At 62.7% G+C, this 26,673-nt stretch carries 25 protein-coding genes; 22 read left to right on the top strand and 3 right to left on the bottom strand.

The genetic code is table 11. From position 1 onward, the window contains the following. The first annotated feature begins 67 nt into the window (after positions 1–67). From LCM4573_RS03915 to LCM4573_RS03880, 8 genes are all read left to right on the top strand, one after another. A complete protein-coding gene (locus LCM4573_RS03915; RefSeq protein WP_071004645.1) occupies positions 68–955 on the top strand; it encodes a branched-chain amino acid ABC transporter permease in 888 nt (295 codons plus the stop codon). Further along, entirely contained in the window at positions 948–1,958 is a 1,011-nt protein-coding gene (locus LCM4573_RS03910) for a branched-chain amino acid ABC transporter permease (protein ID WP_071004643.1), read from the top strand. The genes LCM4573_RS03915 and LCM4573_RS03910 overlap by 8 nt, the downstream gene beginning before the upstream one ends. A gap of 73 nt (positions 1,959–2,031) precedes the next feature. Continuing rightward, positions 2,032–3,627 carry a GMC family oxidoreductase gene (locus LCM4573_RS03905; protein ID WP_071004641.1) on the top strand — a complete coding sequence of 532 codons (1,596 nt, stop codon included), beginning with the start codon at positions 2,032–2,034 and terminating at the stop codon, positions 3,625–3,627. Between the two features lie 177 nt (positions 3,628–3,804). Further along, positions 3,805–4,884 (top strand): enoyl-CoA hydratase/isomerase family protein, encoded by a 1,080-nt coding sequence (locus LCM4573_RS03900; RefSeq protein WP_071004639.1) that lies wholly within the window; start codon positions 3,805–3,807, stop codon positions 4,882–4,884. Positions 4,885–5,033: 149 nt separating this feature from the next. Further along, a complete protein-coding gene (cysP, locus tag LCM4573_RS03895; protein ID WP_071004637.1) occupies positions 5,034–6,020 on the top strand; it encodes a thiosulfate ABC transporter substrate-binding protein CysP in 987 nt (328 codons plus the stop codon). Positions 6,021–6,096: 76 nt separating this feature from the next. Further along, on the top strand, positions 6,097–6,918 hold the full coding sequence (gene cysT, locus LCM4573_RS03890; protein WP_071004635.1) for a sulfate ABC transporter permease subunit CysT: 822 nt from the start codon (positions 6,097–6,099) through the stop codon (positions 6,916–6,918). A gap of 2 nt (positions 6,919–6,920) precedes the next feature. Further along, positions 6,921–7,832 carry a sulfate ABC transporter permease subunit CysW gene (gene cysW, locus LCM4573_RS03885; RefSeq protein WP_071004633.1) on the top strand — a complete coding sequence of 304 codons (912 nt, stop codon included), beginning with the start codon at positions 6,921–6,923 and terminating at the stop codon, positions 7,830–7,832. After that, complete coding sequence (locus LCM4573_RS03880; protein WP_071004631.1) at positions 7,829–8,848, top strand: sulfate/molybdate ABC transporter ATP-binding protein; 1,020 nt, start codon at positions 7,829–7,831, stop codon at positions 8,846–8,848. The genes cysW and LCM4573_RS03880 overlap by 4 nt, the downstream gene beginning before the upstream one ends. A 94-nt stretch (positions 8,849–8,942) precedes the next feature. Here LCM4573_RS03880 and LCM4573_RS03875 read toward each other — a convergent pair whose 3' ends face one another. The 3 genes from LCM4573_RS03875 to LCM4573_RS03865 form a co-directional block, all read right to left on the bottom strand. Then, the gene (locus tag LCM4573_RS03875; protein WP_071004629.1) at positions 8,943–10,376 is read right to left on the bottom strand and encodes an NAD-dependent succinate-semialdehyde dehydrogenase; all 1,434 of its coding nucleotides are present in this window, start codon (positions 10,374–10,376) and stop codon (positions 8,943–8,945) included. 200 nt (positions 10,377–10,576) lie between these two features. Continuing rightward, entirely contained in the window at positions 10,577–11,158 is a 582-nt protein-coding gene (locus tag LCM4573_RS03870; protein ID WP_071004624.1) for a cupin domain-containing protein, read from the bottom strand. Between the two features lie 140 nt (positions 11,159–11,298). Next, positions 11,299–12,486, bottom strand: a complete 1,188-nt coding sequence (locus LCM4573_RS03865) for an acyl-CoA dehydrogenase (RefSeq protein ID WP_071004622.1) — start codon at positions 12,484–12,486, stop codon at positions 11,299–11,301. Positions 12,487–12,585: 99 nt separating this feature from the next. Between LCM4573_RS03865 and LCM4573_RS03860 the strand changes: the two genes are divergently transcribed. The 14 genes from LCM4573_RS03860 to LCM4573_RS03795 all read left to right on the top strand — a co-directional run bounded on the left by LCM4573_RS03860 (position 12,586) and on the right by LCM4573_RS03795 (position 26,670). Next, positions 12,586–13,503, top strand: a complete 918-nt coding sequence (locus LCM4573_RS03860; RefSeq protein WP_071004617.1) for a LysR family transcriptional regulator — start codon at positions 12,586–12,588, stop codon at positions 13,501–13,503. Positions 13,504–13,563: 60 nt separating this feature from the next. Continuing rightward, on the top strand, positions 13,564–14,241 hold the full coding sequence (locus LCM4573_RS03855) for a phosphoribosyltransferase (protein ID WP_071004615.1): 678 nt from the start codon (positions 13,564–13,566) through the stop codon (positions 14,239–14,241). 94 nt (positions 14,242–14,335) lie between these two features. Next, positions 14,336–15,385 (top strand): dipeptidase, encoded by a 1,050-nt coding sequence (locus LCM4573_RS03850; RefSeq protein WP_071004614.1) that lies wholly within the window; start codon positions 14,336–14,338, stop codon positions 15,383–15,385. 43 nt (positions 15,386–15,428) lie between these two features. Further along, on the top strand, positions 15,429–17,072 hold the full coding sequence (locus tag LCM4573_RS03845; protein WP_071004612.1) for an ABC transporter substrate-binding protein: 1,644 nt from the start codon (positions 15,429–15,431) through the stop codon (positions 17,070–17,072). A gap of 12 nt (positions 17,073–17,084) precedes the next feature. Continuing rightward, the gene (locus LCM4573_RS03840) at positions 17,085–18,152 is read left to right on the top strand and encodes an ABC transporter permease (RefSeq protein ID WP_071004610.1); all 1,068 of its coding nucleotides are present in this window, start codon (positions 17,085–17,087) and stop codon (positions 18,150–18,152) included. Beyond that, positions 18,149–19,081 (top strand): ABC transporter permease, encoded by a 933-nt coding sequence (locus LCM4573_RS03835; RefSeq protein ID WP_071004608.1) that lies wholly within the window; start codon positions 18,149–18,151, stop codon positions 19,079–19,081. The genes LCM4573_RS03840 and LCM4573_RS03835 overlap by 4 nt, the downstream gene beginning before the upstream one ends. Further along, positions 19,078–19,914, top strand: coding sequence for an ABC transporter ATP-binding protein (locus LCM4573_RS03830; protein WP_071004606.1), 837 nt, complete (start codon positions 19,078–19,080; stop codon positions 19,912–19,914). The genes LCM4573_RS03835 and LCM4573_RS03830 overlap by 4 nt, the downstream gene beginning before the upstream one ends. After that, positions 19,911–20,660, top strand: a complete 750-nt coding sequence (locus tag LCM4573_RS03825) for an ABC transporter ATP-binding protein (protein ID WP_071004604.1) — start codon at positions 19,911–19,913, stop codon at positions 20,658–20,660. The genes LCM4573_RS03830 and LCM4573_RS03825 overlap by 4 nt, the downstream gene beginning before the upstream one ends. 118 nt (positions 20,661–20,778) lie before the next feature. Then, entirely contained in the window at positions 20,779–22,305 is a 1,527-nt protein-coding gene (locus LCM4573_RS03820) for an ABC transporter substrate-binding protein (RefSeq protein ID WP_071004602.1), read from the top strand. 181 nt (positions 22,306–22,486) lie between these two features. Next, entirely contained in the window at positions 22,487–23,437 is a 951-nt protein-coding gene (locus LCM4573_RS03815; RefSeq protein WP_071004600.1) for an ABC transporter permease, read from the top strand. Further along, positions 23,434–24,252 carry an ABC transporter permease gene (locus tag LCM4573_RS03810; RefSeq protein WP_071004598.1) on the top strand — a complete coding sequence of 273 codons (819 nt, stop codon included), beginning with the start codon at positions 23,434–23,436 and terminating at the stop codon, positions 24,250–24,252. The genes LCM4573_RS03815 and LCM4573_RS03810 overlap by 4 nt, the downstream gene beginning before the upstream one ends. Positions 24,253–24,271: 19 nt before the next feature. Next, positions 24,272–25,669: an amidase gene (locus tag LCM4573_RS03805; protein WP_071004596.1), complete on the top strand. Its 1,398-nt coding sequence runs from the start codon at positions 24,272–24,274 to the stop codon at positions 25,667–25,669. 183 nt (positions 25,670–25,852) lie between these two features. Beyond that, on the top strand, positions 25,853–26,194 hold the full coding sequence (locus tag LCM4573_RS03800; protein WP_071004594.1) for a YqjD family protein: 342 nt from the start codon (positions 25,853–25,855) through the stop codon (positions 26,192–26,194). Continuing rightward, complete coding sequence (locus tag LCM4573_RS03795) at positions 26,194–26,670, top strand: hypothetical protein (protein WP_071004592.1); 477 nt, start codon at positions 26,194–26,196, stop codon at positions 26,668–26,670. The genes LCM4573_RS03800 and LCM4573_RS03795 overlap by 1 nt, the downstream gene beginning before the upstream one ends. The last annotated feature ends 3 nt before the right edge of the window (positions 26,671–26,673 follow it).

Raw genomic sequence — 26,673 nt, 5'->3', positions numbered from 1 at the left:
GGGGAGATGGCGAGCAGGCCAGAGGGGGTGTTTCTCACTCAGTTGCTTTGGTCAGGAGCCCCACCCCATGACCATGATCTTCGGCATACCGCTCCAGGCATTTCTCGGTCAGCTTTTGATCGGGCTCATCAACGGCTCCTTCTATGCGCTGCTGAGTCTCGGCCTGGCCGTCATCTTCGGGCTTCTGCGCGTCATCAACTTTGCGCATGGCGCGCAGTACATGCTCGGCGCCTTCGCGGCGATGCTGCTCTTGCAGTATTTCGGCATCAACTACTGGTTCGCGCTCGTACTCGCGCCGGTGATCGTCGGCCTCTTCGGCGCGCTGATCGAACGCACGCTGCTGTCGCGGCTCTACAAGCTCGATCACCTCTACGGGCTACTCTTCACCTTCGGCCTGGCGCTGACGATCGAAGGCACCTTCCGCTATCTCTACGGTGCGGCGGGGCAACCCTATTCGGTGCCGCCCGCGCTTGCCGGAGGGACGAACCTCGGCTTCATGTTCCTGCCCATCTATCGCGGCTGGGTGGTCGTGGTATCGCTCATCGCCTGCATCGGCACATGGCTGCTCATCGAAAAGACCAAGCTCGGCTCATATCTGCGCGCAGCGACGGAAAATCCCGTGCTGGTGCAGGCCTTCGGCGTCAACGTGCCGATGCTTCTGACACTGACCTATGGGCTCGGAGCGGCGCTTGCGGCTTTCGCAGGTGTGCTGGCCGCACCCGTTTACCAGGTCTCTCCGCTGATGGGCAGCAACATCATCATCGTGGTGTTCGCGGTAGTCGTGGTCGGCGGCATGGGTTCGATTATGGGCGCCATCCTCACCGGCTACATGCTGGGCATAGCGGAGGGGCTGACCAAGGTTTTCTACCCGGAGGCATCCAATATCGTGATCTTCGTCATCATGGCGATCGTGCTTCTCATCCGGCCCGCCGGTCTCTTCGGAAGGGATGCGTGACATGACCGACCTCATCCACAGCACCACTTCCGCGAAACGGACGGAACGCTCGGCCACCGCCTCGATGACCTATGCGATCTTCCTCGCGGCGGGCCTCGCTTTCCTGGTGATCGCACCGGCCTTCTTCTACCCGATCTTCCTGATGAAGCTGCTCTGCTTCGCGCTTTTCGCCTGCGCCTTTAACCTGCTGCTCGGCTATACGGGGCTCCTCTCGTTCGGCCATGCGACCTTCTTCGGCGGTGCCGCCTATTTCACCGCCCATGCGGTGAAGGAGTGGGGCCTCACGCCGGAGCTCGGTATATTGCTCGGTGTCGCGGGTGCGGTCGTTCTCGGGCTCGTGATGGGTTTCGTGGCGATCCGCCGGCAGGGCATCTATTTCGCGATGATCACGCTGGCGCTCTCGCAGATGTTCTATTTCTTCTGCCTGCAGGCGGAGTTCACCAGGGGCGAGGACGGTATCCAGTCCGTGCCGCGCGGCCATCTCTTCGGGCTCATCGATCTTAGTCAGCCGACCAACATGTACTATTTCGTACTGGCGGTGTTCGTGATCGGCCTGCTCATCATCTGGCGCTTCATCAACTCGCCCTTCGGCATGATCTTGAAATCGATCCGCGAGAACGAGGCCCGCGCCACCTCGCTCGGCTATTCGGTGGCCCGCTACAAGCTCGGCGCCTTCGTGATGTCGGCCGCACTCGCGGGGCTGGCGGGAGGCGTCAAGGCGCTGGTCTTCCAGTTCGCGACGCTGACGGATGTGACCTGGCAGATGTCCGGCGAGGTGATCCTGATGACGCTTCTCGGCGGCATAGGCACGCTCATCGGTCCGATCTTCGGCGCCGGGCTGGTGGTGACGCTGCAGAACTATCTCGCGACTTCGGACTTCCCGGTGACGATCATCACAGGCGTCGTGTTCATGGTTTGCGTGCTTCTCTTCCGGCGCGGCATCATCGGAGAATTCTACGCCTCGCGGCTCGGCCGGAAGCTCGGTTTCGAGCATCGGCGGTAAACATCAATTGCCCCTCACCCTAGCCCTCTCCCCGCAGGCGGGAGAGGGGACGCCCCTGGAGTCGGTCGAGATCATGGAAACTTACGACTACATCATCATCGGTGCCGGCAGCGCTGGCTGTGTGCTTGCCAACCGGCTTTCCGCCGACAGCCGCAACCGCGTGCTGCTGCTGGAGGCCGGAGGCAGGGACAATTATCACTGGGTGCATATCCCGGTCGGCTATCTCTACTGCATCAACAATCCGCGCACCGACTGGTGCTTCACCACCGAGAAGGAAGAAGGACTGAACGGCCGCTCGCTTTTCTACCCGCGCGGCAAGATTCTCGGCGGCTGCTCCTCGATCAACGRCATGATCTACATGCGCGGCCAGGCGCGCGACTACGGTCTGTGGCGGCAAATGGGCTGCGCCGGCTGGGGCTGGGACGACGTGCTGCCTTACTTCAAGAAATCCCAGGATTTCTACAAGGGCGCCGACGAGATGCATGGAGCCGGCGGGGAATGGCGGGTGGAAAAGGCGCGCGTGCGCTGGGCCGTGCTCGACGCTTTCCAGAAGGCGGCCGAGGAGGCCGGCATCCCGATCATCGAGGATTTCAACCGCGGCAATAACGAGGGATCCAGCTATTTCGACGTCAACCAGCGCTCCGGCATCCGCTGGAACACGTCCAAGGCATTCCTGCGGCCGGCAATGAGCCGAAAGAATCTGAATGTGCTGACCAAGGCGCATGTACGCCGATTGATCGTCGAGAACGGCGAAGTGAGAGGCGTCGAATTCCAGCATGAGGGGGCAATGAAGCAGGCGCGTGCAACGCGTGAGACCGTGCTGAGCGCCGGCGCGATCGGCACGCCGCATATCCTCGAACTCTCGGGCGTCGGCCGGGGCGAAGTGCTGCAGAAGGCCGGCATAGAGATAGTGAAGGAGGTTGCGGGTGTCGGCGAGAACCTGCAGGACCACCTGCAACTGCGCATGGTCTACAAGGTGACCGGCGTGCCGACGCTCAATGAAAAAGCCTCCCGCCTTCTCGGCAAGGCATCGATCGGTCTCGAATATGCCTTCCGGCGCTCGGGCCCGATGTCCATGGCGCCCAGCCAGCTCGGCATCTTCACCCGATCGGGCCCGGACAAGGAAACGCCAGACCTGCAATATCATGTGCAACCGGTCTCTCTCGACAAGTTCGGCGATCCGGTGCACGCCTTCCCGGCCATGACCGCAAGCGTCTGCAACCTCAGGCCGGAAAGCCGGGGCTCGGTGCATGCGAAGAGCCCGGATTTTGCTGCACAGCCGGCGATCGCGCCCAATTATCTTTCCGCGCCTGCCGACCGCGACATAGCGGTAAGAGCAATCCGCCTGACCCGGGAGATCGTGAAGAGGCCGTCCTTCGCGCGCTACCGTCCGGAGGAATATAAGCCCGGTCCCTCCTATGAAACCGACGAGGATCTGGAGAGGGCGGCGGGCGATATCGGCACGACGATTTTCCATCCGGTCGGGACCGCTCGCATGGGCGCCGATCCGGAAAGCGTCGTCGATATCCGGCTGAAAATGCGGGCGCTCGGCAGGCTTCGTATCGCCGATGCCTCGATCATGCCCAATATTACCTCCGGAAATACAAATTCGCCGACTATCATGATCGCTGAAAAGGCGGCCGAGATGATATTGGCGGATAATCGATAGAATGGGAAATTAGATATGGGATGCTCGGCCGCGCGGCATACTTAACCCTCCCCCTTGTGGGGAGGGTGGCCGGCAGGCGGGAGGGGTTTCACTCCAAGCTAAGTCCCCTCCCCAACCCCTCCCCACAAGGGGGAGGGGCTCCACGCATCGCCGAGTGTCCAATAATAAGGAAACAGCATGTCCGGTACCGCACAGCAAAGCGATGAAATCCTCCTCGGTCGCGCCGGCTCGGCCGCGCTTCTCCGCCTCAACCGGCCGAAGGCACTGAACAGCCTCAATCTTTCGATGGTGCGCGAGATGCGGCAGGCGATGGAGGATTTCGCGGCCGATCCGGAAGTTTCCTGCGTGGTGCTGAAAGGCGAGGGGGAGCGGGGGCTCTGCGCCGGCGGCGATATTCGCGTCATCTACCAGGCGGGAAAGGCCGGCGATCCGGAAGTCACGCGCTTCTGGCGGGAGGAATTTCCCCTGAACTACATGATCTCGCATTATGCCAAGCCCTATGTGGCGCTGATGGACGGCATCACCATGGGCGGCGGCGTGGGGCTCGCTTCGCATGGCCGGCACCGGATCGTTACGGAACGCACGCGGCTCGCGATGCCGGAAACCGGGATCGGCTATTTCCCCGATGTCGGGGCGACCTGGTTGTTGCCGAAGGCGCCCGGCGAGGTCGGCACCTGGCTTGCCCTCACCGGCGAGGTGATCGGCGCGGCGGATGCGATCTACGCCAACCTCGCCGATGTCTGCGTTCCTTCGGAAAGGCTGGAGGCACTGGTGGAGGCGCTCGGCGAACTCAAGGGCGGCGCATCCGACGAACAGGTACGGGCGGTGATCGACCGCTTTGCCGTCGTGCCGGGCGAAAGTAGGCTGGAGGCAGAACGCGCCCTCATCGACCGTGCTTTCCGCTTCGATACGGTCGAGGAGATCGTTGCGGCATTGGAGAAGGAAGAGGGCGAGTTCGCCGCCGCTACTCGCGAGATCATCGCAAAACGCTCGCCGACCAGCCTCAAGCTGGCGCTGCGGCTGATCCGGCTGGGGCGCGGCAGTTCCGGGCTGGTGGAGTGCCTGGAGCGGGAGTTCGCGGCGGGCTCAGAGATCCTCCGAAACCACGATTTCTACGAGGGCGTGCGCGCCGCGATCATCGACAAGGACCGCAATCCACAATGGTCTCCCGCCTCGCTTTCGCAGGTGAGCGATACCGATATAGACCGCTATCTGGTGGCGAAACATGAGGTCCTTTTTCCCGATCATAGGCTCTGAGACGAGGGGCTGAGGAAAAGCGTCGCCAAATGCCTCTGAAAATGGAGGAAAATTCCAACCGGGCGATCGGCGGAGGTTCGCGGTTTCTCGCGGTTTTCCGTCGTCATCGATAGTTTCGTCGCCAATCAGACGAATTACCGGAGACTTTCATGAACCGCCTCCTGATCCTCGGCACCGCCATCGCCGCGCTCTTCGCCGCGCCGGCTTTTGCGCAAGCGCCGACGACCATTCTCAATGCCTCCTATGACGTGGCCCGCGAGCTTTTCGCGGCCGAGAACGAGGCTTTCGTCAAGCAGCATCCGGGCGTCACCGTCGACCAGTCGCATGCCGGCACTTCCAAGCAGGCGCGTTCGATCGTGGAAGGCCTTGAAGCCGACGTGGTGACCTTCAATCAGGTGACGGACGTGAATTTCCTGGTGAAGCAGGGCTTCGTTTCCGAAGACTGGCAGAAGGATTTCGCCAACGACGCATCACCCTTCTACTCCTTCCCGTCCTTCCTGGTGCGCGCCGGCAATCCGAAGAACATCAAGGACTGGAGCGATCTCGCCCGTGACGACGTGCATGCGGTCTTCCCGAATCCGAAGACCTCCGGCAATGCTCGCTACACCTATCTCGCGGCTTACGCCTGGGCGAACGAGGCCTATAACGGCGATACGGAGAAGATCGAGGCCTATATCACCAAGATCTTCGACAACGTTCCGGTATTCGATACCGGCGGCCGCGCCGCGACGACCACATTCGTCGAGCGTGAGATTGGCGACGTGCTGATCACCTTCGAAGCCGAGACGCGTGGCATCGTCAAGCAGTACGGCGCTGACAAGGTCGAGGGTGTTACCCCCTCCGTCAGCCTGCTTGCCGAATTCCCGGTCGCGATCGTCGATAAGGTTGCGGACAAGCGCGGCTCGCGCGAACTTGCGAAGTCATATCTCGACTTCCTCTACACCGAGGAGGGCCAGCGTATCGCCGCCGAGTTCGGCCATCGCGTCCAAAACGAGAAAGTTGCCGCAGAGTTCAAGGACAAGTTCCCGGAAATCCGCCTCGTCAATGTCGATGACGTATTCGGCGGCTGGGACAAGATTCAGGAAGAGCACTTCACCTCCGGCGGCACTCTCGACAAGCTCTACGGCAGCCGCTAAGCGCCTGACCATAGTTTCCTCCCAAGAGCCCGGCGGGTGAAAGCCCGCCGGGTCTCGCCGTGACAGGGAAAGACCATTGAAACGCAACGTGCTGCCCGGACTGCGCCTCTCGCTGGGTGTAACCCTGTTCTATGTCGGGCTGATCGTGGTGCTGCCCATCGCCGCACTCGTCTTCAAGGCCGCGAGTCTGGGTCCGGAAGACTATTGGCGGATCGTCTCCTCCGCGCGCGCGGTTGCGAGCTATCGTGTGACCGTGCTTTCGGCGCTCGGCGCCACGCTCTTCAACCTTTTCTTCGGGTTGGCGCTCGCCTGGGTGCTGACGCGGTACCGCTTTCCCGGCTGGCGCATCGTCGATGCCATGGTGGACCTGCCCTTCGCGTTGCCGACGGCGGTGGCCGGCATCGCGCTGACGGCGCTTTTTGCCAATAACGGCTGGTTCGGCTCGGTGCTTTCCGATCTCGGCATCAAGGTGGCCTATACGCCGCTCGGCATCATGATCGCCATGTGCTTCACATCGCTGCCCTTCATTGTGCGAACCGTGCAGCCGGTGCTCGAAGATATCGATCCCGCGCTTGAAGAGGCGGCGCAATCGCTCGGTGGTTCGGATTGGGAAATCTTCCGCAAGGTCATCCTGCCGCTCCTGACGCCGGCGCTTCTGGCCGGAACGTCGCTCTCCTTCGCCCGGTCGCTTGGCGAGTTCGGAGCGATTATCTTCATCGCCGGCAACCAGCCGATGTCGACGGAGATCACCGCGCTCCTCGTCTTCATCCGGCTCGAGGAATACGATTACCAGGCGGCCGCCGCGATCGCATCCGTGCTGCTGCTGACCGCCTTCGTGATGCTCGCCGTCACCAATACGCTGCAGGCGCGGGCACTGCGTTACACGGTGAGGAGCTGACCATGAGCGCAAACCTCACTTCGGGCCTTGGGCGCAGAAAGTCGCCGCGCGTCGGCGACGGGCCGCTCTTCCGCAGAGCGCTTATCGGCACCGTGCTGGTGATCGGCGCCTTCCTCATTCTGGCGCCTCTCATCGTCATCGGCTTCGAAGCGTTCAAGCAGGGCTGGAAGACCTATAGCGCCACCATCGCCAATCCGGATACGCGGCACGCGATCCTGCTGACGGTGGTGACCGCGCTCATTGCCGTGCCGGTCAATACCGTCTTCGGGGTCGCGGCCGCCTGGGCGATCACCAAATTCGATTTCCGGGGCAAGCGCTTCCTGCTGGTCCTCATCGAAATCCCCTTCTCGGTTTCGCCGATCGTCGCCGGTGTCGCCTATCTCTTCGTCTACGGCCTGCAGGGAATTTTCGGCCCCTATTTCGATGCGCATGACATCAAGATCCTTTTTGCGCTGCCCGGCATCATTCTCGCCTCCATGTTCGTGACGGCCCCATTCGTGGCGCGCGAACTCATCCCGCTCATGCAGTCGCAGGGCCGCGATCTGGAGGAAGCGGCGACCTCGCTCGGCGCATCCGGCTGGCGCACCTTCTTTTCGGTCACTCTCCCGAATATCAAATGGGCGCTGCTCTACGGCGTCGTGCTCTGCAACGCGCGTGTGATGGGCGAGTTCGGTGCGGTCTCGGTCGTTTCCGGCAATATCCGCGGGCAGACGAACACTCTGCCGCTGCATATCGAGCTGCTCTATCACGATTATCAGACGGCCGGCGCCTTTGCCTCGGCCTCCATCCTGGCGATCATCGCCGTGTTCACCATCATCGCCAAGGTCGCGCTTGAAAGACAGGGTGCCGGCCGCACCCGCAAGACCGTCCCCCGCCCGGCACTTGCCGCAAATCCCGCGGAGAAAAGCTCATGAAGATCCGCCTCGACCACGTGGTCAAAACCTTCGATACCTTCCGCGCCGTGCGGGATGTTTCGCTCGACATCGAGAGCGGCGAGCTGGTGGCGCTGCTTGGGCCTTCCGGCTCCGGCAAGACGACGATCCTGCGTATGGTGGCGGGGCTTGAATATTCCGATGGTGGCCACATCTATTTCGGCGATCAGGATGCCACCGATATTCCGGTGCGCGAGCGCGGTGTCGGCTTCGTCTTCCAGCATTACGCGCTCTTTCCGCATATGACGGTCGCGGAAAACATCGCCTTCGGCATGAAGGTCTCCAAGGTGAAGCGGGAGAGGGCTGCCATCGATGCCCGCGTTTCCGAACTCCTGCGGCTGGTGCGGCTGGAGGGCCTCGGCGATCGCTTTCCGGCGCAGATTTCCGGCGGTCAGCGGCAGCGCGTGGCGCTCGCCCGTGCGCTTGCCGTCGATCCCAAGGTACTGCTGCTCGATGAGCCCTTCGGGGCTCTCGACGCCAATGTGCGCAAGGACCTGCGCCGGTGGCTGCGCGAGATCCATGAGGAACTCGGCATCACCACGCTCTTCGTCACCCACGACCAGGAAGAGGCGCTCGATCTCGCCGACCGCGTGGTGATCCTGAAGGACGGCCAGATCGTCCAGCAGGGCACGCCGGAGGAGGTTTGCCGCAATCCGCAATCCGCCTTCGTGATGAAATTCCTCGGCGATGCCAACGTGCTTTCGGCGGAGGTGCGCGACGGCAAGGCCTATGCAAGCGGAGCATCCATCGAAGTGGACGGATTGGTCGACGGCAAGGCGGAGCTCTATGCGCGGCCGAGTGATCTCGACTGGTCTGAGCAGGGGCCGGGCATTCCAGCGGTGATTGCCCGCGTTCTCGACCGGGCCGACGGCCGCAGGGTGATCGCGACGGCCGAAACCGGCGAGCATCTGGAGTTCGACGTGGCGCCTGAACGGGCCTTGAAAGCCGGCAAGGGCGGGTTCGTCACCGTTCGGCGCGCGAAGGTGTTTGCTGCGTAGCAGTGATGTAATTCGCCCCTCACCCTAACCCTCTCCCCGCGTGCGGGGAGAGGGTGGCGGCAGCGGACGAGGGGCCGCGGCGGACGAGATGTTGTCAGCTCATCTGGCTGACGAAGCGCGTCTCCAGATAGGCTTCCGTGGCTTCCGAGCCGCCTTCCGTACCATAGCCGCTGTCCTTGATGCCGCCGAAGGGCACTTCGGGCAGCGCAAGGCCATTGTGGTTGATCGTCAGCATGCCGGCTTCCATCTGGCGGCCGAGTTCGTGGGCGGTCTTCACGGAGCCGGTGAAGGCATAGGAAGCAAGGCCGAAGGGCAGCCGGTTCGCCTCCTCGATCGCGTCCTCGAAGGTGGAGAAGCGGTTGACGATGGCGAGGGGCCCAAAGGGCTCGTCATTCATCACCTTGGCGGAAGTTGGCACATCGGCGACCACGGTGGGCTCGAAGAAGTAGCCCTTGTTGCCGATCCGGCGCCCGCCGGTCTTGATCTCGGCCCCGTGCGAAACGGCGTCGTTGATCATGTCCTCCATGGCCGGGATGCGGCGGTCGTTGGCGAGCGGCCCCATGGTCACGCCGTCCTCCAGACCGTTGCCGACCTTGATCGCCTTGGCAGCCTTCACGAAACCGTCGAGGAACTTGTCGGCGATACCATCCTGTACCAGGAAGCGGGTGGGCGCGACGCAGACCTGGCCCGCATTGCGGAACTTCGCTCCCGCCGTCACCTCGATCGCCTTTTCGAGATCGGCGTCGTTGAAGATGATTGCCGGCGCATGGCCTCCGAGCTCCATGGTGGCGCGCTTCATGTGCCTGCCGGCGAGTGCCGCCAGATGCTTGCCGACCGGGGTGGAGCCGGTAAACGAGATCTTGCGGATCACCGGATGCGGAATCAGGTATTCGGAAATCTCCGCGGGAACGCCGTAAACCAGGTTGACGACGCCGGCCGGGATGCCGGCATCGGCGAAGGCGCGGATGAGCTCGGCGGGTGAGGCGGGGGTCTCTTCCGGAGCCTTGACGATGATAGAGCAGCCGGTGGAAAGGGCGGCCGAAAGCTTGCGGACGATCTGGTTGATCGGAAAATTCCACGGCGTGAAGGCGGCGACCGGTCCGACCGGCACCTTGATGGCGAGCTGCGAGACGCCGGTGAAGCGGGCCGGAATGATCTGTCCATAGGTGCGGCGAGCTTCCTCGGCGAACCAGTCGATCGTGTCGGCAGCGCCCATGACTTCCATCTTGGACTGCGCAAGCGGCTTGCCCTGCTCGCGGGTCATCATCACCGCGATCGTGTCGGCGCGTGAACGCAGGATGTCGGCTGCCTTGCGCATCAGCTTGGAGCGCTCGAAGGCGGCGGTGTCGCGCCAGACCTTGAAGCCCCTGGCAGCCGCTTCCAGCGCCAGATCGAGGTCGGCCTTGCGGGCATGGGCGATCTGGCCGATCACTTCTTCGGTCGCCGGATCGACGACCGGAATGGTCTCGCCGCCGATGGCATCGCGCCACTCGCCGTTGATGAAAAGCTTGACGTTTGGATAGGTCATGGAAGGCACCTTCATTCAAAACAAGCTGCGCTCGGGCGAAGGCCATTTGCGCTGCTGGGAGGATCGGACGTGGAAGAATTCCGCTCTGACGTGATGGCGAAGTTCCGGCTGGGGTCTCGGACGTCGTAGACCTAGGGATTCCCACTATAATTGACAATGGGTTCAATCACGGTAACGCGGTTTTTGATCGGCTCCGGAGGTCAGAGATAGGGCGGCGTGACGGCGCTGACGATCTCGCAATGCTCGGTGCCGATATTTCGATAACGGTGCGGCAGGCGGCTGTCGAACAGGAAGGCGTCGCCTTTTTTTAGGATGCGGGTCTGGTTTCCGACGGTCAGTTCCAGTTCGCCGGCTACGACAACGCCGCCTTCCTCGGCATCGTGCTGCAGCATTGTCTCGCCCGTATCCGCACCCGGTTCGTAGAATTCGTGGAAAATCTGCACGTTGTGGGACTTCGCATCACCTACCTGCAGTAGCGTCAGCGGTCCCTTCGACAGAGGGGTAAGCTCGTCGGCGCGGTAGAATATCTGATCCACCGGCGGCAGGGTCAGCGCGAAGAAATCGGTCAGCGGATAGGAGATCGCTTCCAGGATTTTTTTCAGCGAGGAGACGGAAGGGCTGACCTTGTTCTTCTCGATCAGCGATACGAGGGAATGCGTTACCCCCGCCTTCATGGYGAGCGCCCGCTGCGAGAGTCCGTATTGACGGCGGACGCTGCGAAGCCTTTCGCCGACATCGAATTCACCGGCGGGGTTTTCCGAGGCCTCTTTACTGGCGTGCATTATACTTGACGGTCCTTCTGCCTCGACTTTTTGCCCGCTGCACGATGCGGGCCTCGTTATTGATACAACGACGGGGCAGATTTAGCCAATGACGAAAAGCGGCGTGGAGTGTGTCCACCCACGCCCCTTAGATAGAAAGATCAGAAAAACGCCTGGATGCCTGTCTGGGCGCGGCCGAGGATCAGCGCATGAACGTCATGCGTACCCTCGTAGGTGTTGACCGTTTCCAGGTTCTGCGCGTGGCGCATGACATGGAACTCGATTTGAATGCCGTTGCCGCCGTGCATGTCGCGCGCCTGGCGGGCGATATCCAGCGCCTTGCCGCAGTTGTTGCGCTTGACGATTGAGATCATTTCCGGCGCCATGCGATGCTCGTCCATCAGCCGGCCGACGCGTAAGGATGCCTGGAGGCCGAGCGCGATTTCGGTCTGCATGTCGGCAAGCTTCTTCTGGTAGAGCTGCATGCCGGCGAGCGGCTTGCCGAACTGTTTACGGTCGAGGCCGTACTGGCGGGCACGGAACCAGCAGTCTTCGGCAGATCCCAAAACACCCCAGGAAATGCCGTAGCGGGCGCGGTTGAGGCAGCCGAACGGACCTTTCAGGCCTGAAACGTTTGGCAGCATCGCATCTTCGGAGACCTCGACGCCATCCAGAACGATCTCGCCTGTGATCGAGGCGCGCAGCGAGAGCTTGCCGCCGATCTTCGGAGCGGAGAGGCCCTTCATGCCTTTTTCCAGAACGAAGCCGCGGATTTCGTTGTTGTGAGCTTCGGACTTAGCCCAGACGACGAAGACGTCGGCGATCGGCGCATTGGAAATCCACATCTTGGAGCCGCGCAGGCGGAACCCGCCTTCGATCTTCTCGGCCCGGGTCTTCATGCCGCCCGGATCGGAGCCGGCGTCTGGCTCGGTCAATCCGAAACAGCCGATCAGCTCGCCGGAGACGAGGCCCGGCAGGTATTTCTTTTTCTGCTCGTCGGAGCCGTAGGCAAAGATAGGATAGATGACCAGCGAGGACTGCACGCTCATCATCGAACGGTAACCGCTGTCGATACGCTCGATTTCGCGGGCGACGAGGCCGTAGGAGACGTAATTGGCATTCGCCGCGCCGTATTCTTCCGGCAGCGTCACGCCGAGCAGGCCCGCCTGCCCCATGAGGCGGAAGAGCTCGGGTTCGGAGGTTTCGGAAAGATAGGCTTCCTGAACGCGCGGCAGAAGCTCGGACTTGGCGAAGGCGGCGGCCGCATCGCGGATCATCCGCTCCTCGTCGGTCAGCTGGTCTTCAAGAAGAAACGGATCGCTCCAGGAAAAGGCCGCGTGTGCGCTCACAATCAAATCTCCCGTTATGGACTGCCGGGATTATCGATGCGGCTGCCTGCGCGGGCAAGCGGAGTTTACTCAATCAGCTATGACGTATAGTAATAAGGCATGGTCAACCTCAGCCGGAAGCTCCTTCCTTCTACCGCAGCGCTCGCCGCCTTCGATTCCGTTGCGCGGCTGGGCAGTTTCTCGGCGGCGGCGGAAGAGCTGTCGCTGACACAAGGGGCGATCAGCCGCCAGGTTTCCAGCCTGGAGGAGCAATTGGGCATTCTGCTTTTCGAGCGCAGCAGCCGTGGGGTCGGCTTGACCGCGGCGGGTGCGAGCTATGCCAAATCCATCGCCGGCGCGCTGTCGCAGATCCGCTCGGCTTCCTTGCAGGTCATGACGAAACGGCATAGCGACCAGTTGAACCTCGCCATTCTGCCGACCTTCGGCACGCGCTGGCTGATGCCGCGAATTCCCCATTTCGTCGCCAGCCATCCGGAGGTTACGCTGAACTTCGCAACCCGCATCGGCATATTCGATTTCGATCGCGAGGGGATCGACATGGCAATCCATGTCGGCCAGCCGGATTGGCCGGGTGCGGAATGCACCTATCTCATGGAGGAGATGGTGGCGCCGGTCGCATCGCCGGCTTTCCTTGCGGAACACCCGATCCGCCGGCCGGAGGATATCCAGCGCCTGCCGCTTCTGCACATGGCCTCGCGGCCGGGCGCCTGGGATCATTGGTTCCAGAGCCTCGGCATTTCCGGAGCTTCGTCGCAGGGAATGAGGTTCGAGCAGTTCTCCAACGTCGCGCAGGCCTGCATCGCGGGGCTCGGGGTGGCGCTGATGCCGCTCTTCCTCATCGACTCCGAGCTGGCGAGCGGCCAACTCGTCCAAGCCTTTCCGCATCAGGTGAAGAGCCCGAGTTCCTATTATGCAGTGGCGCCGTTCGCCAAGGTGGACCTCCGGCCGGTTGCTGCCTTCCGCGCCTGGCTTCTCGATGAAGTGAGCCGCTATCGCGAGGAAGTGGTTGGCTGGTGAAGCTGGCGGCGGTAGGACTCCGCTTCACGACTCGTCTTTCTCGATTGATACGGGAGCCTTATGCAGCCGCATGAATTCTGGCAGGAAGTCCACCCTGCATCGAGCTTCGATCCCGCCGGCCCCCACTCGGCCTTCTATCCGGCGACGCTCGACGACGGCCGCCAGATTCGTCTGCCGATCCGGCCGCTCGCCGATGGGGAGCATGCGCTGGCCTCGCTCATCGTAAATCAGGCGAGTTTCGAGGTGCAGGATGTGCTTGCCGCCGATCTCGCCTACAAGATCTCGGCCTTCCGCCCGGAGGTGATTGTCGGCCTGCCGACGCTCGGCCTCACGCTTGCGGCTGCTGTCGCCCGCGTGCTTGGCCACTCTCGCTACGTGCCGCTCGGGACCTCGCGAAAATTCTGGTACGACGAGACCCTTTCCGTGCCGCTTTCCTCGATCACCACGCCGGAGCAGGTCAAGCGGCTCTATGTCGATCCGCGAATGCTGCCGCTGATCGAAGGCAAGCGGGTGGCGCTGATCGACGACGTGATCTCCAGCGGAACCTCCATCATCTCAGGCCTTTCGCTGATGGGTTCTCTCGGCATCGAGCCGGTGGTGATCGGTGCGGCCATGCTGCAATCGGAGCGCTGGCACGACAGGCTGGACTCGCAGGGACCCCAATGGCGGCAGCGGGTGGTCGGGGTCTTCCGTACGCCTCTGTTGAAGAAAAGCGAGCAGGGGAAATGGGTGGCATGATCCGAGATTCCGTCTTGTAGAGAGGCGAAGCTCGGTTAGGATCGCCGTTTCGGCTCACCACAAATATCTTTCGCAATAAATCGGGACTCTTTTCATGGAACTGGTGTTCGACGGCCATAACGACGTGCTTCTGCGGCTCTGGCGGAACATGAAGGCCGGCGGCGATCCGGTTGCGGAATTCATGAGCGGCACGCCCGCGGGACATATCGATGCGCCGCGCGCCAAGGCGGGCGGGCTCGCCGGCGGGCTCTGCGCCATCTACGTGCCTTCAGGCGATCTTATCCTGAAAGAGCCGGACGAGAACGGCCATTACGAGACGCCGCTTGCAGCCCCGCTGGAGCACGGGCCGTCGCTCTCGACCGCGCTCGAAATGGCGGCAATTTCGCTGCGTCTCGACCGGGCGAATGCCTGGCGGCTCTGCCGCTCGACGCGCGAAATCCGCAAGGCAATGGCCGAGGGCATCTTCGCCGCGGTCATGCACATGGAAGGCTGCGAGGCGATTGATCCCGACCTCGCCGCGCTGGAAGTCTTCCACGCCGCCGGCCTTCGGTCGCTCGGGCCCGTCTGGAGCCGCCACAATATCTTCGGCCATGGCGTACCTTTCGCCTATCCCATGTCGCCGGATACCGCGCCGGGGCTTACCGAGCTCGGCTTTGAACTCGTGAAGGCCTGCAACCGGCTCGGAATCCTGATCGATCTCGCCCATATCACCGAGCGAGGTTTCTGGGACGTTGCGAAGACCTCCGACCAGCCGCTGATCGCCAGCCATTCCAACGCTCATGCGCTGACGCCGGTCGCCCGCAACCTCACCGACCGTCAGCTTGACGCGATCCGCGAAAGCGGTGGGCTCGTCGGGCTCAACTACGCCGTCACCATGCTGAGAGCCGACGGCCGAGACGATGTCGGGACCCCGCTTTCCGACATGGTCCGCCATGTTAACTACATGGTCGAACGCATGGGGATCGACCATGTATCGCTCGGCTCGGACTTCGACGGCGCCTCGATTCCGCAGGATATTCAGGACGCGGCGGGCAATCAGAATCTGGTTGCGGCACTCAAGGGTGCGGGATACGCTGACGTGGAATTGATGAAATTATGCCGGGAAAACTGGCTGAGGGTTTTGGGGAAAGCCTGGCACGAATAGGCGCTCCGGAAATTCGAGAGTTCAAAAAAACAGGGGAACGACCATGATGAATTCACTCAACAAACGGCTTCGCGTGCTTTCCACCGGCGCAGCGTTTGCGCTGATGCTGGCGGCCTCGCCGCAGGCATTCGCCGAAACGCCGGCCGACACGCTCGTCGAGGGTTTCGCCATCGACGACATCATCACGCTCGATCCCGGCGAAGCCTTCGAGCTTTCCACGGCGGAAGTCACCGCCAATACCTATAATCTCCTGGTCCGTCTCGATCCCAGCAAGACGTCTGAAGTGGTCGGCGAGCTCGCCGATAGCTGGACCATTTCCGACGATGGCCTCACCTATACGTTCAAGCTGAAGCCGGACCTCAAATTCGCCTCCGGCAATCCGCTGACCGCCGAGGACGTGGCATTCTCCTTCGAGCGCGCGGTAAAGCTCGACAAGTCGCCCGCCTTCCTTCTCACGCAGTTCGGCCTTACCGGCGACAACGTGACCGAGAAGGCAAAGGCCGTCGATGAAACCACCTTCACGCTCACCGTCGACAAGGCCTATGCGCCGAGCTTCGTTCTCAACGTGCTGACCTCGACCGTCGCTTCCGTCGTCGACAAGAAGCTGGTGATGGAAAACGCCAAGCCGGTCACGCCGAGCGACGATTACAAATATGATACCGATTTCGGCAACGCGTTCCTCAAGACCGGCTTTGCCGGCTCCGGTCCGTTCAAGACGGTGACCTGGCGCGCCAATGAAGCGGTCGTTCTGGAAGCCAATCCGAACTATTTCGGCGAAGCGCCGAAGCTGAAGCGGGTCATCTACCGCCACATGAAGGAAAGCGCCGGCCAGCGCCTGGCGCTGGAGAACGGCGATATCGATGTGGCCCGCAATCTTGAGCCGGGCGATATGGATGCCGTGTCGAAGAAGGAAGGCTTCACGCTCACTTCCGCGCCGAAAGGCACCATCTACTATTTCAGCCTCAACCAGAAGAACGAGACACTCGCCAAGCCGGAAGTCATCGAGGCCTTCAAATATCTGGTCGACTATGACGCGATCGGCGCGACGCTCATCAAGGGTATCGGCGAAATCCACCAGACCTTCCTGCCGAAGGGCCAGCTCGGCGCTCTGGATGAGAAGCCGTACAAGCTCGACGTGGCCAAGGCCAAGGAGCTGCTTGCCAAGGCCGGCCTTCCCGACGGCTTCACCGTCACCATGGACGTGCGCAACACGCAGCCGGTCACCGGCATTGCCGAGAGCGTGCAGCAGACGCTCGCCCAGGCCGGCATCAAGCTGGAGATCATCCCCGGCGACGGCAAGCAGACGCTGACCAAGTTCCGCGCCCGCCAGCACGATATCTATATCGGCCAGTGGGGTTCGGATTATTTCGACCCGAACTCGAATGCCGAGACCTTCACGATCAACCCGGACAATTCCGACGAGGGCACCAACAAGACGCTCGCTTGGCGCAATGCCTGGGATGTTCCGGCCGAACTCAGCGACGCGGCAAAGGGCGCGCTACTGGAAAAGGACAGCGCCAAACGCGCCGCGACCTATGAGGATCTGCAGCGCAAGGTGCTCGCCACCAGCCCCTTCGTGATCGTTTTCCAGCAGACGGAAGTGGCCGGCCACTCCTCGAAGCTCAAGGACTTCAAGCTCGGCCCGAGCTTCGATACCAACTTCGTCTACCAGGTCTCCAAGGAATAGCGGGCAGCGTCCTTGACCTTGCCTGAAACATCGGTGACGACACGGCGCAACCGGCGCCGTGCCTCGTCCTACGCGAAGTCCGTCCTGCGTTTCGCGGTGACGGTCGTCACGACCTTCTTCGGCCTGCTTGCCGTCACCTTCTTCATTGGGCGCGTCGTGCCCATCGATCCAGCGCTGGCCATCGTCGGCGACCGCGCGCCCAACCATGTAGTGGAGCGGGTGAGGGAAGAGCTTGGCCTTAACCTGCCGCTCTACCAGCAGTTCTATATCTATGTGAAACAGGCGCTCTCCGGCGATTTCGGCACGTCGGTACTCACCACAAATCCGGTGATGACGGATATAGCTCGCGTCTTCCCGGCGACGATCGAGCTTGCCACCATCGGCACCGTCATCGGGGCGGTGCTCGGCGTGCCGCTCGGCGTGCTCGCCGCCGTCAAGCGCGGCAGCATCGCCGACCAGGTCGTTCGGGTGATAGGCCTCATCGGCTATTCCGTGCCGATCTTCTGGCTCGGTCTGCTCTCGCTCGTGCTGTTCTACGCTAAGCTTCGCTGGGTAGCCTATCCCGGCCGCATCGACATCGTCTACGAGTACAYGTTCACGCCCATCACAGGCTTCTTCCTCATCGACGCGGCCTGGCAGGGACAGTGGGATGTCTTCCGCGATCTTTTCCGGCACATCATCCTGCCGGGCGCGCTGCTCGGCTATTTCTCTCTTGCCTATATCAGCCGCATGACGCGCAGCTTCATGCTGAACGAACTTAGCCAGGAATATGTGGTGGCAGCCCGCGCCAAGGGGCTTTCGGAAGCCCGCATCATCTGGTTCCATGCGCTTYGCAATGCCGCCGTGCCGCTGGTGACGGTAATCGCGCTCTCCTATGCGGGGCTGCTGGAAGGCTCGGTGCTGACGGWGACGATCTTCTCCTGGCCGGGGCTCGGACTCTACATCACCAATTCGCTGCAGAACGCCGATATGAACGCGGTGCTCGGCGGAACGATCGTCATCGGCGCGGTCTTCGTCGGCATCAATCTCCTGTCCGATCTTCTTTACCGGACGCTCGATCCGAGGACGCGCAGCCGATGAGCATCGCTGAAACCTCATCCAAACCCTATAGCCGCGAATGGCTGCTCTCCGACCGTCCGGCCTCGCGCAAGCAGGCGCGGCTGGGCCGGGCCTATGTCATCTGGCGGCGCTTTTCGGAAAACCGGCTGGCGCTGCTCGGGCTTGCGATCATCATCGGCTTGCTGTTCGTCGCGGCGTTCGCGAATGTGCTGGCGCCGCACGATCCGGTGCAGGGTGACTTGCGCAATGCGCGGCTCCTGCCGCCGGGCACCGCCGGCTACCTGCTCGGAACCGACGATCAGGGCCGCGATATCCTCTCGCGCCTCATCCACGGTTCGCGGCTCACCCTGTTCGTCGTCGTGCTGGTGGCGATCATCGCCGCTCCCGTCGGCCTCATCGTCGGCACAGTTTCCGGCTATGCCGGCGGCTGGGTCGATGCGGTGCTGATGCGCATCACCGATATCTTCCTCGCCTTCCCGAAGCTCGTGCTGGCGCTGGCTCTGGTGGCGGCGCTGGGGCCGGGCATCGAGAACGCGGTTCTGGCGATCGCCGTCACCTCATGGCCGCCCTATGCCCGCATCGCTCGAGCCGAGACCATGACCTTCCGCAATTCGGAATTCATCGCGGCGGTTCAGTTGATGGGCGCTTCGCCCTTTCGCATTATCCTGCGCCACGTTATGCCGCTCTGCCTCTCGTCGCTCATCGTCCGCGTGACGCTCGACATGGCTGGCATCATCCTGACCGCCGCGGGTCTCGGCTTCCTTGGCCTCGGCGCGCAGCCGCCGCTTCCCGAATGGGGGGCGATGATTGCGTCCGGCCGCAGGTTCATCCTCGACCAATGGTGGGTTGCCGCCATGCCGGGCGCGGCGATCCTGATCGTCAGCCTCGGTTTCAACCTGTTGGGTGACGGGTTGCGCGATGCGCTCGATCCGAAGGAGGCCGGCCAATGACGTCCCCCCTCCTGACGATCGATGACCTGCGCGTCACCTTCCCGACCCGCACCGGAGAGATACAGGCCGTGCGTGGCGTTTCGTTTACGCTCGGCAAGGAACGGCTTGGCATCGTCGGGGAATCCGGTTCCGGCAAATCGCAGACGGGGAGGGCCATTATGGGGCTGACCCCCGGCTATGCGAAGATCACCGCGAACCGGCTCGCCTTCGACGGCATCGACCTTCTCTCGGCAAGCACCAGGGAACGGCGGGCGCTGCGCGGYCGGCGGATCGCGATGATCCTGCAGGATCCGAAATATTCGTTGAACCCGGTTATGACCATCGGCCGGCAGATCATCGAGGCGCTACGTCAGCACGAAAGGGTCAGCCAGGYCGAAGCAAGAGCCCGCACGCTCTCCATGCTGGAAGCGGTGCAGATCCGCGATCCGGAGCGAGTCTTCGATCTCTACCCGCACGAGGTTTCCGGCGGCATGGGCCAGCGCGCCATGATCGCCATGATGCTGATCTGCGGGCCGGAACTCTTGATCGCCGACGAGCCCACCTCGGCGCTCGACGTCACCGTGCAGCTCGAAGTGCTTTCGATCCTCGACAAGCTGGTGGCCGAGCGCGGCATGGGGCTGATCTTCATCTCGCACGACCTGCGCCTCGTCTCCTCCTTCTGCGACCGGGTGATCGTCATGTATGCCGGACGCGTGGTGGAGGAACTGCCGTCCGCCGATCTCGCGAGCGCCAGACATCCCTATACGCAGGGGCTCCTGAACTGCCTGCCGCAGATCGGCTCCGACCGGCATCCGCTGCCGGTTCTCGAACGCAAGCCGGAGTGGGCGGCATGAGCCAGGCGCTTTCCGTCCGAAACATGGTCGTGACCTTCGAGGATTTCACCGCGCTGAAGCGCGTGAGCCTCGATGTCGGTCAAGGCGAGTCCTTCGGCATCGTGGGGGAATCCGGTTCCGGCAAGTCGACGCTGCTGCGCGCCGTCGCCGGGCTCGTGAGCTTCGATGAAGGCACGCTCACGGTGAGCGGCAGGAATTATTCCGGCCGCAGGCGCGACAAGGAATTCTATCGCACCGTCCAGATGGTCTTTCAGGACCCTTACGGTTCGCTCCATCCGCGCCAGACTGTGGACCGGCTGCTCCTGGAGCCGCTTCTCATTCACRGCTTTTCCGATATCGACGCGCGGATTTCCCGCGCGCTGGATGAGGTCGGCCTAGGCAATGGCTTCCGTTTCCGCTATTCACATCAGCTCTCCGGCGGCCAGCGGCAGCGCATCGCGATCGCTCGGGCACTCATTCTGGAGCCGAAAATCCTGCTCCTCGACGAGCCGACCTCGGCGCTCGATGCCTCCATTCAGGCGGAAATCCTCAACCTTCTCGAACAGGCGCGGCGCGACCGGAATCTGACCTTCGTGATGGTCAGTCACGATCTCGGCGTCGTCAGCCATATGTGCGAGCGGCTGGCTGTCATGAAGGGCGGAGAGGTTGTCGAGACCATGCCGGCGGAGGCCTTGGAAAAACGGGCCTTTTCAGCTGATTATACGCGTCGGCTGCTTGTCGCCAGCGAGGGTTTCCGCCGCGGTTGACCGGCGACGGGCGCACACAATTTTGACGTTGTGTGCACCTGCGAAATGACCATAATCCGTGTGATCGGATGCGGATGGCACAAGACGGGCGACATCTTCACCAGGGGAGCTGAAGGGCATGGCAGGGGTTATCGGCAGCATTTCGTTTTCGCGGCGCGTACTCTTGGGAGCGGCGCTTGCGGTGGGATTGATTTTCTCCGGCCACGGCATGGCCGAAGCGGCGCCGAAGACCACGCTGACGCTCGGTATGACTATCGAGCCCACAGGGCTCGATCCGACCATCGCGGCGCCGGTGGCGATCGGGCAGGTGACCTGGCAGAACATTTTCGAAGGGCTGACCACCATAGACCGCGACAGCAAGGTGCAGCCGCAGCTTGCTGAAAGCTGGGAGATTTCGCCGGACGGGAAGACCTATACGTTCAAACTGCGCCAGGGCGTGAAGTTCCACGATGGCGAGGTGTTCGACTCCTCCGTCGCGAAGTTCTCGATCGATCGCGCCCGAGGACCTGACTCAGTCAACCCGCAGAAGCGTTATTTCGCTTCCATCGAGACGGTGGAAACGCCCGATCCGGCGACCCTCGTCCTCAAGCTCAAGGAACCAGCCGGGAGCCTGCTCTACTGGCTCGGCTGGCCCTCCTCCAGTATGGTCGCGCCGAAATCGGTCGAGAACAACAAGACCGCGCCTGTCGGCACCGGCCCGTTCAGGTTCGTCAATTGGGCCAAGGGCGACAAGGTAGAGCTCGCGAAGAACCCCGATTATTGGAACAGGCAAGTCGCGGTGAAGCTCGAGAGCGCCACCTTCCGGTTCATCGGTGATCCGCAGGCGCAAGCCGCGGCCTTGAAGGCGGGAGATGTCGATGCCTTTCCGGAATTTGCCGCACCCGAACTCGTCAGCTCCTTCGAGGGCGATAGCCGTCTGGTGACGGTGATCGGCAATACCGAGCTCAAGGTCGTTGCCGGCATGAACAATACGCGCAAGCCCTTCGACGACAAGCGCGTGCGGCAGGCGCTGATGATGGCCGTCGATCGTGCCGGCGTCGTGGAAGGCGCCTGGTCGGGTTACGGCACGCCGATCGGCAGCCATTACACGCCGAACGACCGCGGTTATACCGATCTCACCGGCATCTACCCCTACGATCCGGAAAAAGCGAAGGCGCTGCTTGCCGAAGCCGGTTATCCGGACGGGTTCACCTTCACCATCAAGGCACCGCAGATGGYCTATGCGCAGCGCACTTCGCAGGTGCTGCAGGCGATRCTTGCCGAAATCGGGGTGACGATGAATATCGAGACCACCGAGTTTCCCGCAAAATGGGTGGCGGACGTGCTGAAGGCGGCCGATTACGACATGACCATCGTGGCTCATGCCGAACCGATGGACATCGATATCTATGCCCGCGATCCCTATTACTTCAACTACAAGAACCCGGCCTTCAACGAGGTGCTGAAACAGGTGGAACTGACCGCCGATCCAGCGGAACAGGAAAAGCTCTACGGCGAGGCGCAGACAATTCTTGCGAACGACGTGCCGGCGCTCTTCCTCTTCGTCATGCCGAAGCTCGGCATCTGGGACGGCAAGGTAAAGGGGCTGTGGGAGAACGAGCCCATTCCGTCGAACGTGCTCGCGGAAGTCTATTGGGAAGAGTGAGCGATTTGGTGGGGCAGGGCGGTGCCGTATACCAATCTCCCCCCTTGAGGGGGAGATGTCCGGCAGGACAGAGGGAGGAGTTTCGACTTACTCCTTGTAAGTTGAGTTCGCTGCGCTACGCCCCTCTGTCATCTTCGATGACATCCCCCCCTCAAGGGGGGAGATCGGGAGTTCCCGGCTTATGATCTCGATCTTCCTCCGCCGAATCCTGAGCCTCATCGTCACCCTATTGGTCGTCTCGCTGCTGATATTCACGGTCATGGACCTTTTGCCGGGTGATCCGGCCGCGATCTTGCTCGGCACGTCGGCGAGCCCGGAAACGCTTGCGGCGCTGCAACGGGAACTCGGCCTCGACCGGCCGCTGCCGGTGCGTTACCTCGCCTGGCTCGCGGGCTTGTTCCAGGGCGATCTCGGCCAGTCCTATACCTATGGCGTTCCGGTCGCGGGGCTGATCGCGGAGCGGCTGGCGGTGACGCTGCCGCTGGCATTGCTGGCGATCGTCATTTCCATGGCGATCGCCATTCCGCTCGGCGTGCAGGCGGCCCGGCATCGCAACGGCGCGGTGGACCTTCTGGCGGGTCTCTTCTCGCATGTAGGCATCGCCGTGCCGGCCTTCTTCGTCGGCCTGCTCTCTATCATTCTCTTCTCCACCACGCTCGGCTGGATGCCGGCCGGCGGTTTTCCAGGCTGGAGCGCCGGCATTCTGCCCGCATTGAAGGCACTCACCCTTCCGGCGATCGCGCTGGCGCTGCCACAGGCGGGGGTGCTGACGCGTGTTACCCGCTCCGCCGTGCTGGAGGTGATGAACGAGGATTTCGTGCGCACCGCCCGCGCCAAGGGGATCAGCGAGAGCACGGCTCTCTGGCGCCATGCCGTGCCGAACGCGGCTATCCCGGTCATCACCATACTCGGCCTGCAATTCACCTTCCTGATTGCCGGCGCGGTGCTGGTGGAGAATGTCTTCAACCTGCCGGGGCTCGGACGACTCGCCTATCAGGCACTCTCGCAGCGCGACGTCATCGTCATGCAGAATGTGGTGCTGTTCTTCTCCGCGCTCGTGATCCTCATGAATTTCCTGGTCGATCTCGCCTATCTGGTGATCGATCCCCGTCTGAGAGCCGGGGCGCAATGAGACAGCTCTTCCGCCGCCCCGTTTTGCTCGTCGGCGCCGTCGTCACGCTCGCCCTCTTTGCGGTTGCGCTTGTCTCGCTCCTCTGGACGCCGGTCTCGCCGACGCGGCTTGCCATTGCCGAAAAGCTGAAGCCGCCGCTCGCCTCCGGCCTCCTGGGCACGGACCARCTCGGCCGTGATGTCGCCTCACGCCTGATGGTCGGGGCATGGAATTCGCTCTCCACATCCATTCTCGCGGTCGCCATCGGCGCGAGCATCGGCACGGCGATCGGCGTCATCGTGGCGATGCGGCGTGGCTGGCTGGAAGTCGTCGTCATGCGCGGCTGCGACATCATTTTCGCCGTGCCACCCATCCTTTCGGCCATGATGCTCGGCGCCTTCATCGGCTCCGGCCGGTTCACCGCCATCATTGCTATTGCCATCTTCATGGTGCCGGTCTTCGCGCGGCTGACGCTCGGGGCGGCGCTGCAGATCTGGACGCGGGACTATGTCAAGGCGGCGATCGGCATGGGGCGACCTCAGGGCAAGATCACGCTCGTCCATGTCCTGCCGAACATCTCCAACCAGATCATCGTGCAGGTGACGATCCAGCTCGGGCTCGCGATCCTCACCGAAGCGGGCCTGAGCTTCCTCGGTCTCGGCATGGCCCCGCCGGCACCGACCTGGGGGCGGATGCTCGCCGAATCCCAGACCTATCTCGGCCAGGCGCCCTGGCTCGCGCTGATGCCGGGGCTTGCAATCGCGCTTTCGGTCATGGGGCTCAACATGCTGGGCGACGGGCTTCGTGACATCCTCGATCCGCGCGATAATTCATGATCTGACGAAGCGATTTGCCATGAACGATCTTTTGAAACTGACGATCCGCGAATTGACCGGCCTCTACGGTGCGAAGAAGCTTTCGCCCTCCGAATACTGGCTGGTAGTGGAGGAGCGCATCGCCGCCTTCGAGCCGCATATGCAGGCGCTCTACCTCTACGATCCGGACAGCGCGCGGGCGCAGGCGGCCGCTTCCACCGAGCGGTGGATGAAGGGCAAACCACGCGGGCCTCTCGACGGCGTTCCCGTGACGCTGAAGGAGCTGATCGCGACCAGGGGGCAGYCGGTGCCGCTCGGCACCAGCGCGGTGGAACTCGTGCCGGCCGCCGAGGACGCCCCCATCGCTGCCCGGATGCGGGAGGATGGCGCGGTGATCTTCGCCAAGACCACCTGCCCGGACTACGGCATGCTTTCCTCCGGCCTGTCGAGCTTCCACCCGCTGAGTCGCAATCCGTGGGATATTTCGAAAAATCCCGGCGGATCGAGCGCCGGCGCGTCTTCCGCCGCAGCGGCGAGCTACGGACCCTTGCATATCGGCACGGATATCGGCGGATCGGTGCGCCTGCCGGCGGGCTGGACAGGGCTCTTCGGCTTCAAGCCGACCAATGGCCGCATTCCGATCGACCCGTATTATGTCGGCCGTTGCGCCGGGCCGATGACGCGCACGGTGGAGGATGCGGCCTATTCCATGGCGACGCTCAGCCGGCCGGACTGGCGCGACGCGACAAGCCTGCCGCCGAACACCTTCGACTGGATGGGCTTCGATGTCGACATCCGGGGCATGAAAGTCGGCCTCATGCTCGATGCCGGCACTGGCTTGCCGGTCGATGAAGAGGTCCGCAATGCGGTCACCGCGGCGGCGAAACGCTTCGAGGAAGCTGGAGCCGAGATCGTGCCGGTCGGGCCAGTGCTGACGCGGCAGATGCTGGATGGTCTMGACAAGTTCTGGCGGGCCCGGTTCTGGGGCGAAATCGAGGCCCTGAGCGAGGAACGGCGGGCGTCGATCCTGCCTTATATCTACGAATGGGCGGAGGGCGGCGCGGCGATTTCCGGCGTCGAGGCGGTGCGCGGCTTCAACCAGACATTCGAGATGCGCAGAGCCTGCGCGAGGCTCTTCAGCGGCATCGATGCGCTGCTTTCGCCCACCAATCCGGTCGTTTCCTATCCGGCGGAATGGGCTTCGCCCACCAACGATCCAGCCCGTCCGTTCGAGCATATCGCCTTCACCGTGCCGTGGAACATGTCGGAACAGCCTGCCGCCTCGATCAATTGCGGCTTTTCCCGCTCCGGCATGCCCATCGGCCTGCAGATCGTCGGCCCACGCTTCGACGATCTCGGCGTCCTGAAGCTTTCCCATGCCTTCGAAAGCTGGACCGGCGGAATCACCGCGTGGCCGGAGCCTCCAGCCGCAGCCTGACATTTCGAGCAATCAGGCATTCCATCTCCGCATCCTGCTCCGCCGGGAACAATCGCACCTGCCCCGCGTTCACCGCCCGCAGCAAGAAAAGCGATGGGGTCGGCTGCCGTTCGGGTACCGGCGAAGAAAAGCCGGACAACCGGCCATGCCTTCAACCTAAGCTTAAAACCATAGGAGACGGAGATGGCACCTGCGAATGCACAGAGTGAAGTTGGCCGCAACGGCAGCGGCTCTGCCTCGTCCAGGGATATCGAAGCGCAGCTCCAGCAGCTTCGAGACGATATCGCAACGCTTGCCCGCAGCGTGGCTTCCGCCGGCAGCGACAAGGCCAGCGAATATCGCGGCAAGGTTCGGCGGGCCACCAGTGACGCGGCGGATGCCTCCATGCACATGGTGGAGGCCGCGCGCGAGCAGGCCCTCTCGATGGAGAAGGATCTCGAGCGCCAGATCAGGACAAACCCTATTCAGGCCGTCGCGATCGCCGCAGGCGTCGGCTTTCTCCTCGCGCTGATGACGCGACGCTGATGATGGCTGGACTGGGTCCTCTTCTTGCCTCGCTGGCCGCAATCGATCTGGCAGCCTTCACCCAGCGTCTGAAGCGGAATGCGGTATTCTATGCCTTTGCGCTGGTGTTCCTGCTGACCGGCTACGTGGCGGCTGTCGCCGCCATGGCGGTCTTCCTCGCCAGCGTTTGGGGACCAGCCATGGCGCTGGTGGCCATCGCCTCCGGTGCCTTCCTGCTGGCGATCGTGATGTTCACGATCGTTCTGATCCTGAACAGCTCGGAGCAGAGGCGCAAACGGGAGGCCGCCGCCGCGAGCGGCAGCAGGGCTCTCATGGCGACGGCTGCGATAACGGCTCTCCCGCTCGTGCTCAAATCGCGCCCGCTGCTGGTGGCTTCCATCCTCGGCGGGTTGGGCTTCCTGGCACTCAGGAACAAGGACGAGCTCGCGTCGGCGATGTCGAGGCACGACCGCGGACCGCCTCAGGCCGAGGAGTGACCG

This window comes from Rhizobium sp. LCM 4573 (assembly GCF_001854865.1).
GTDB lineage: Bacteria > Pseudomonadota > Alphaproteobacteria > Rhizobiales > Rhizobiaceae > Neorhizobium.
Note: the sequence above shows the minus strand (reverse complement) of the source record. Positions and strands in the feature narration are given on the sequence as shown.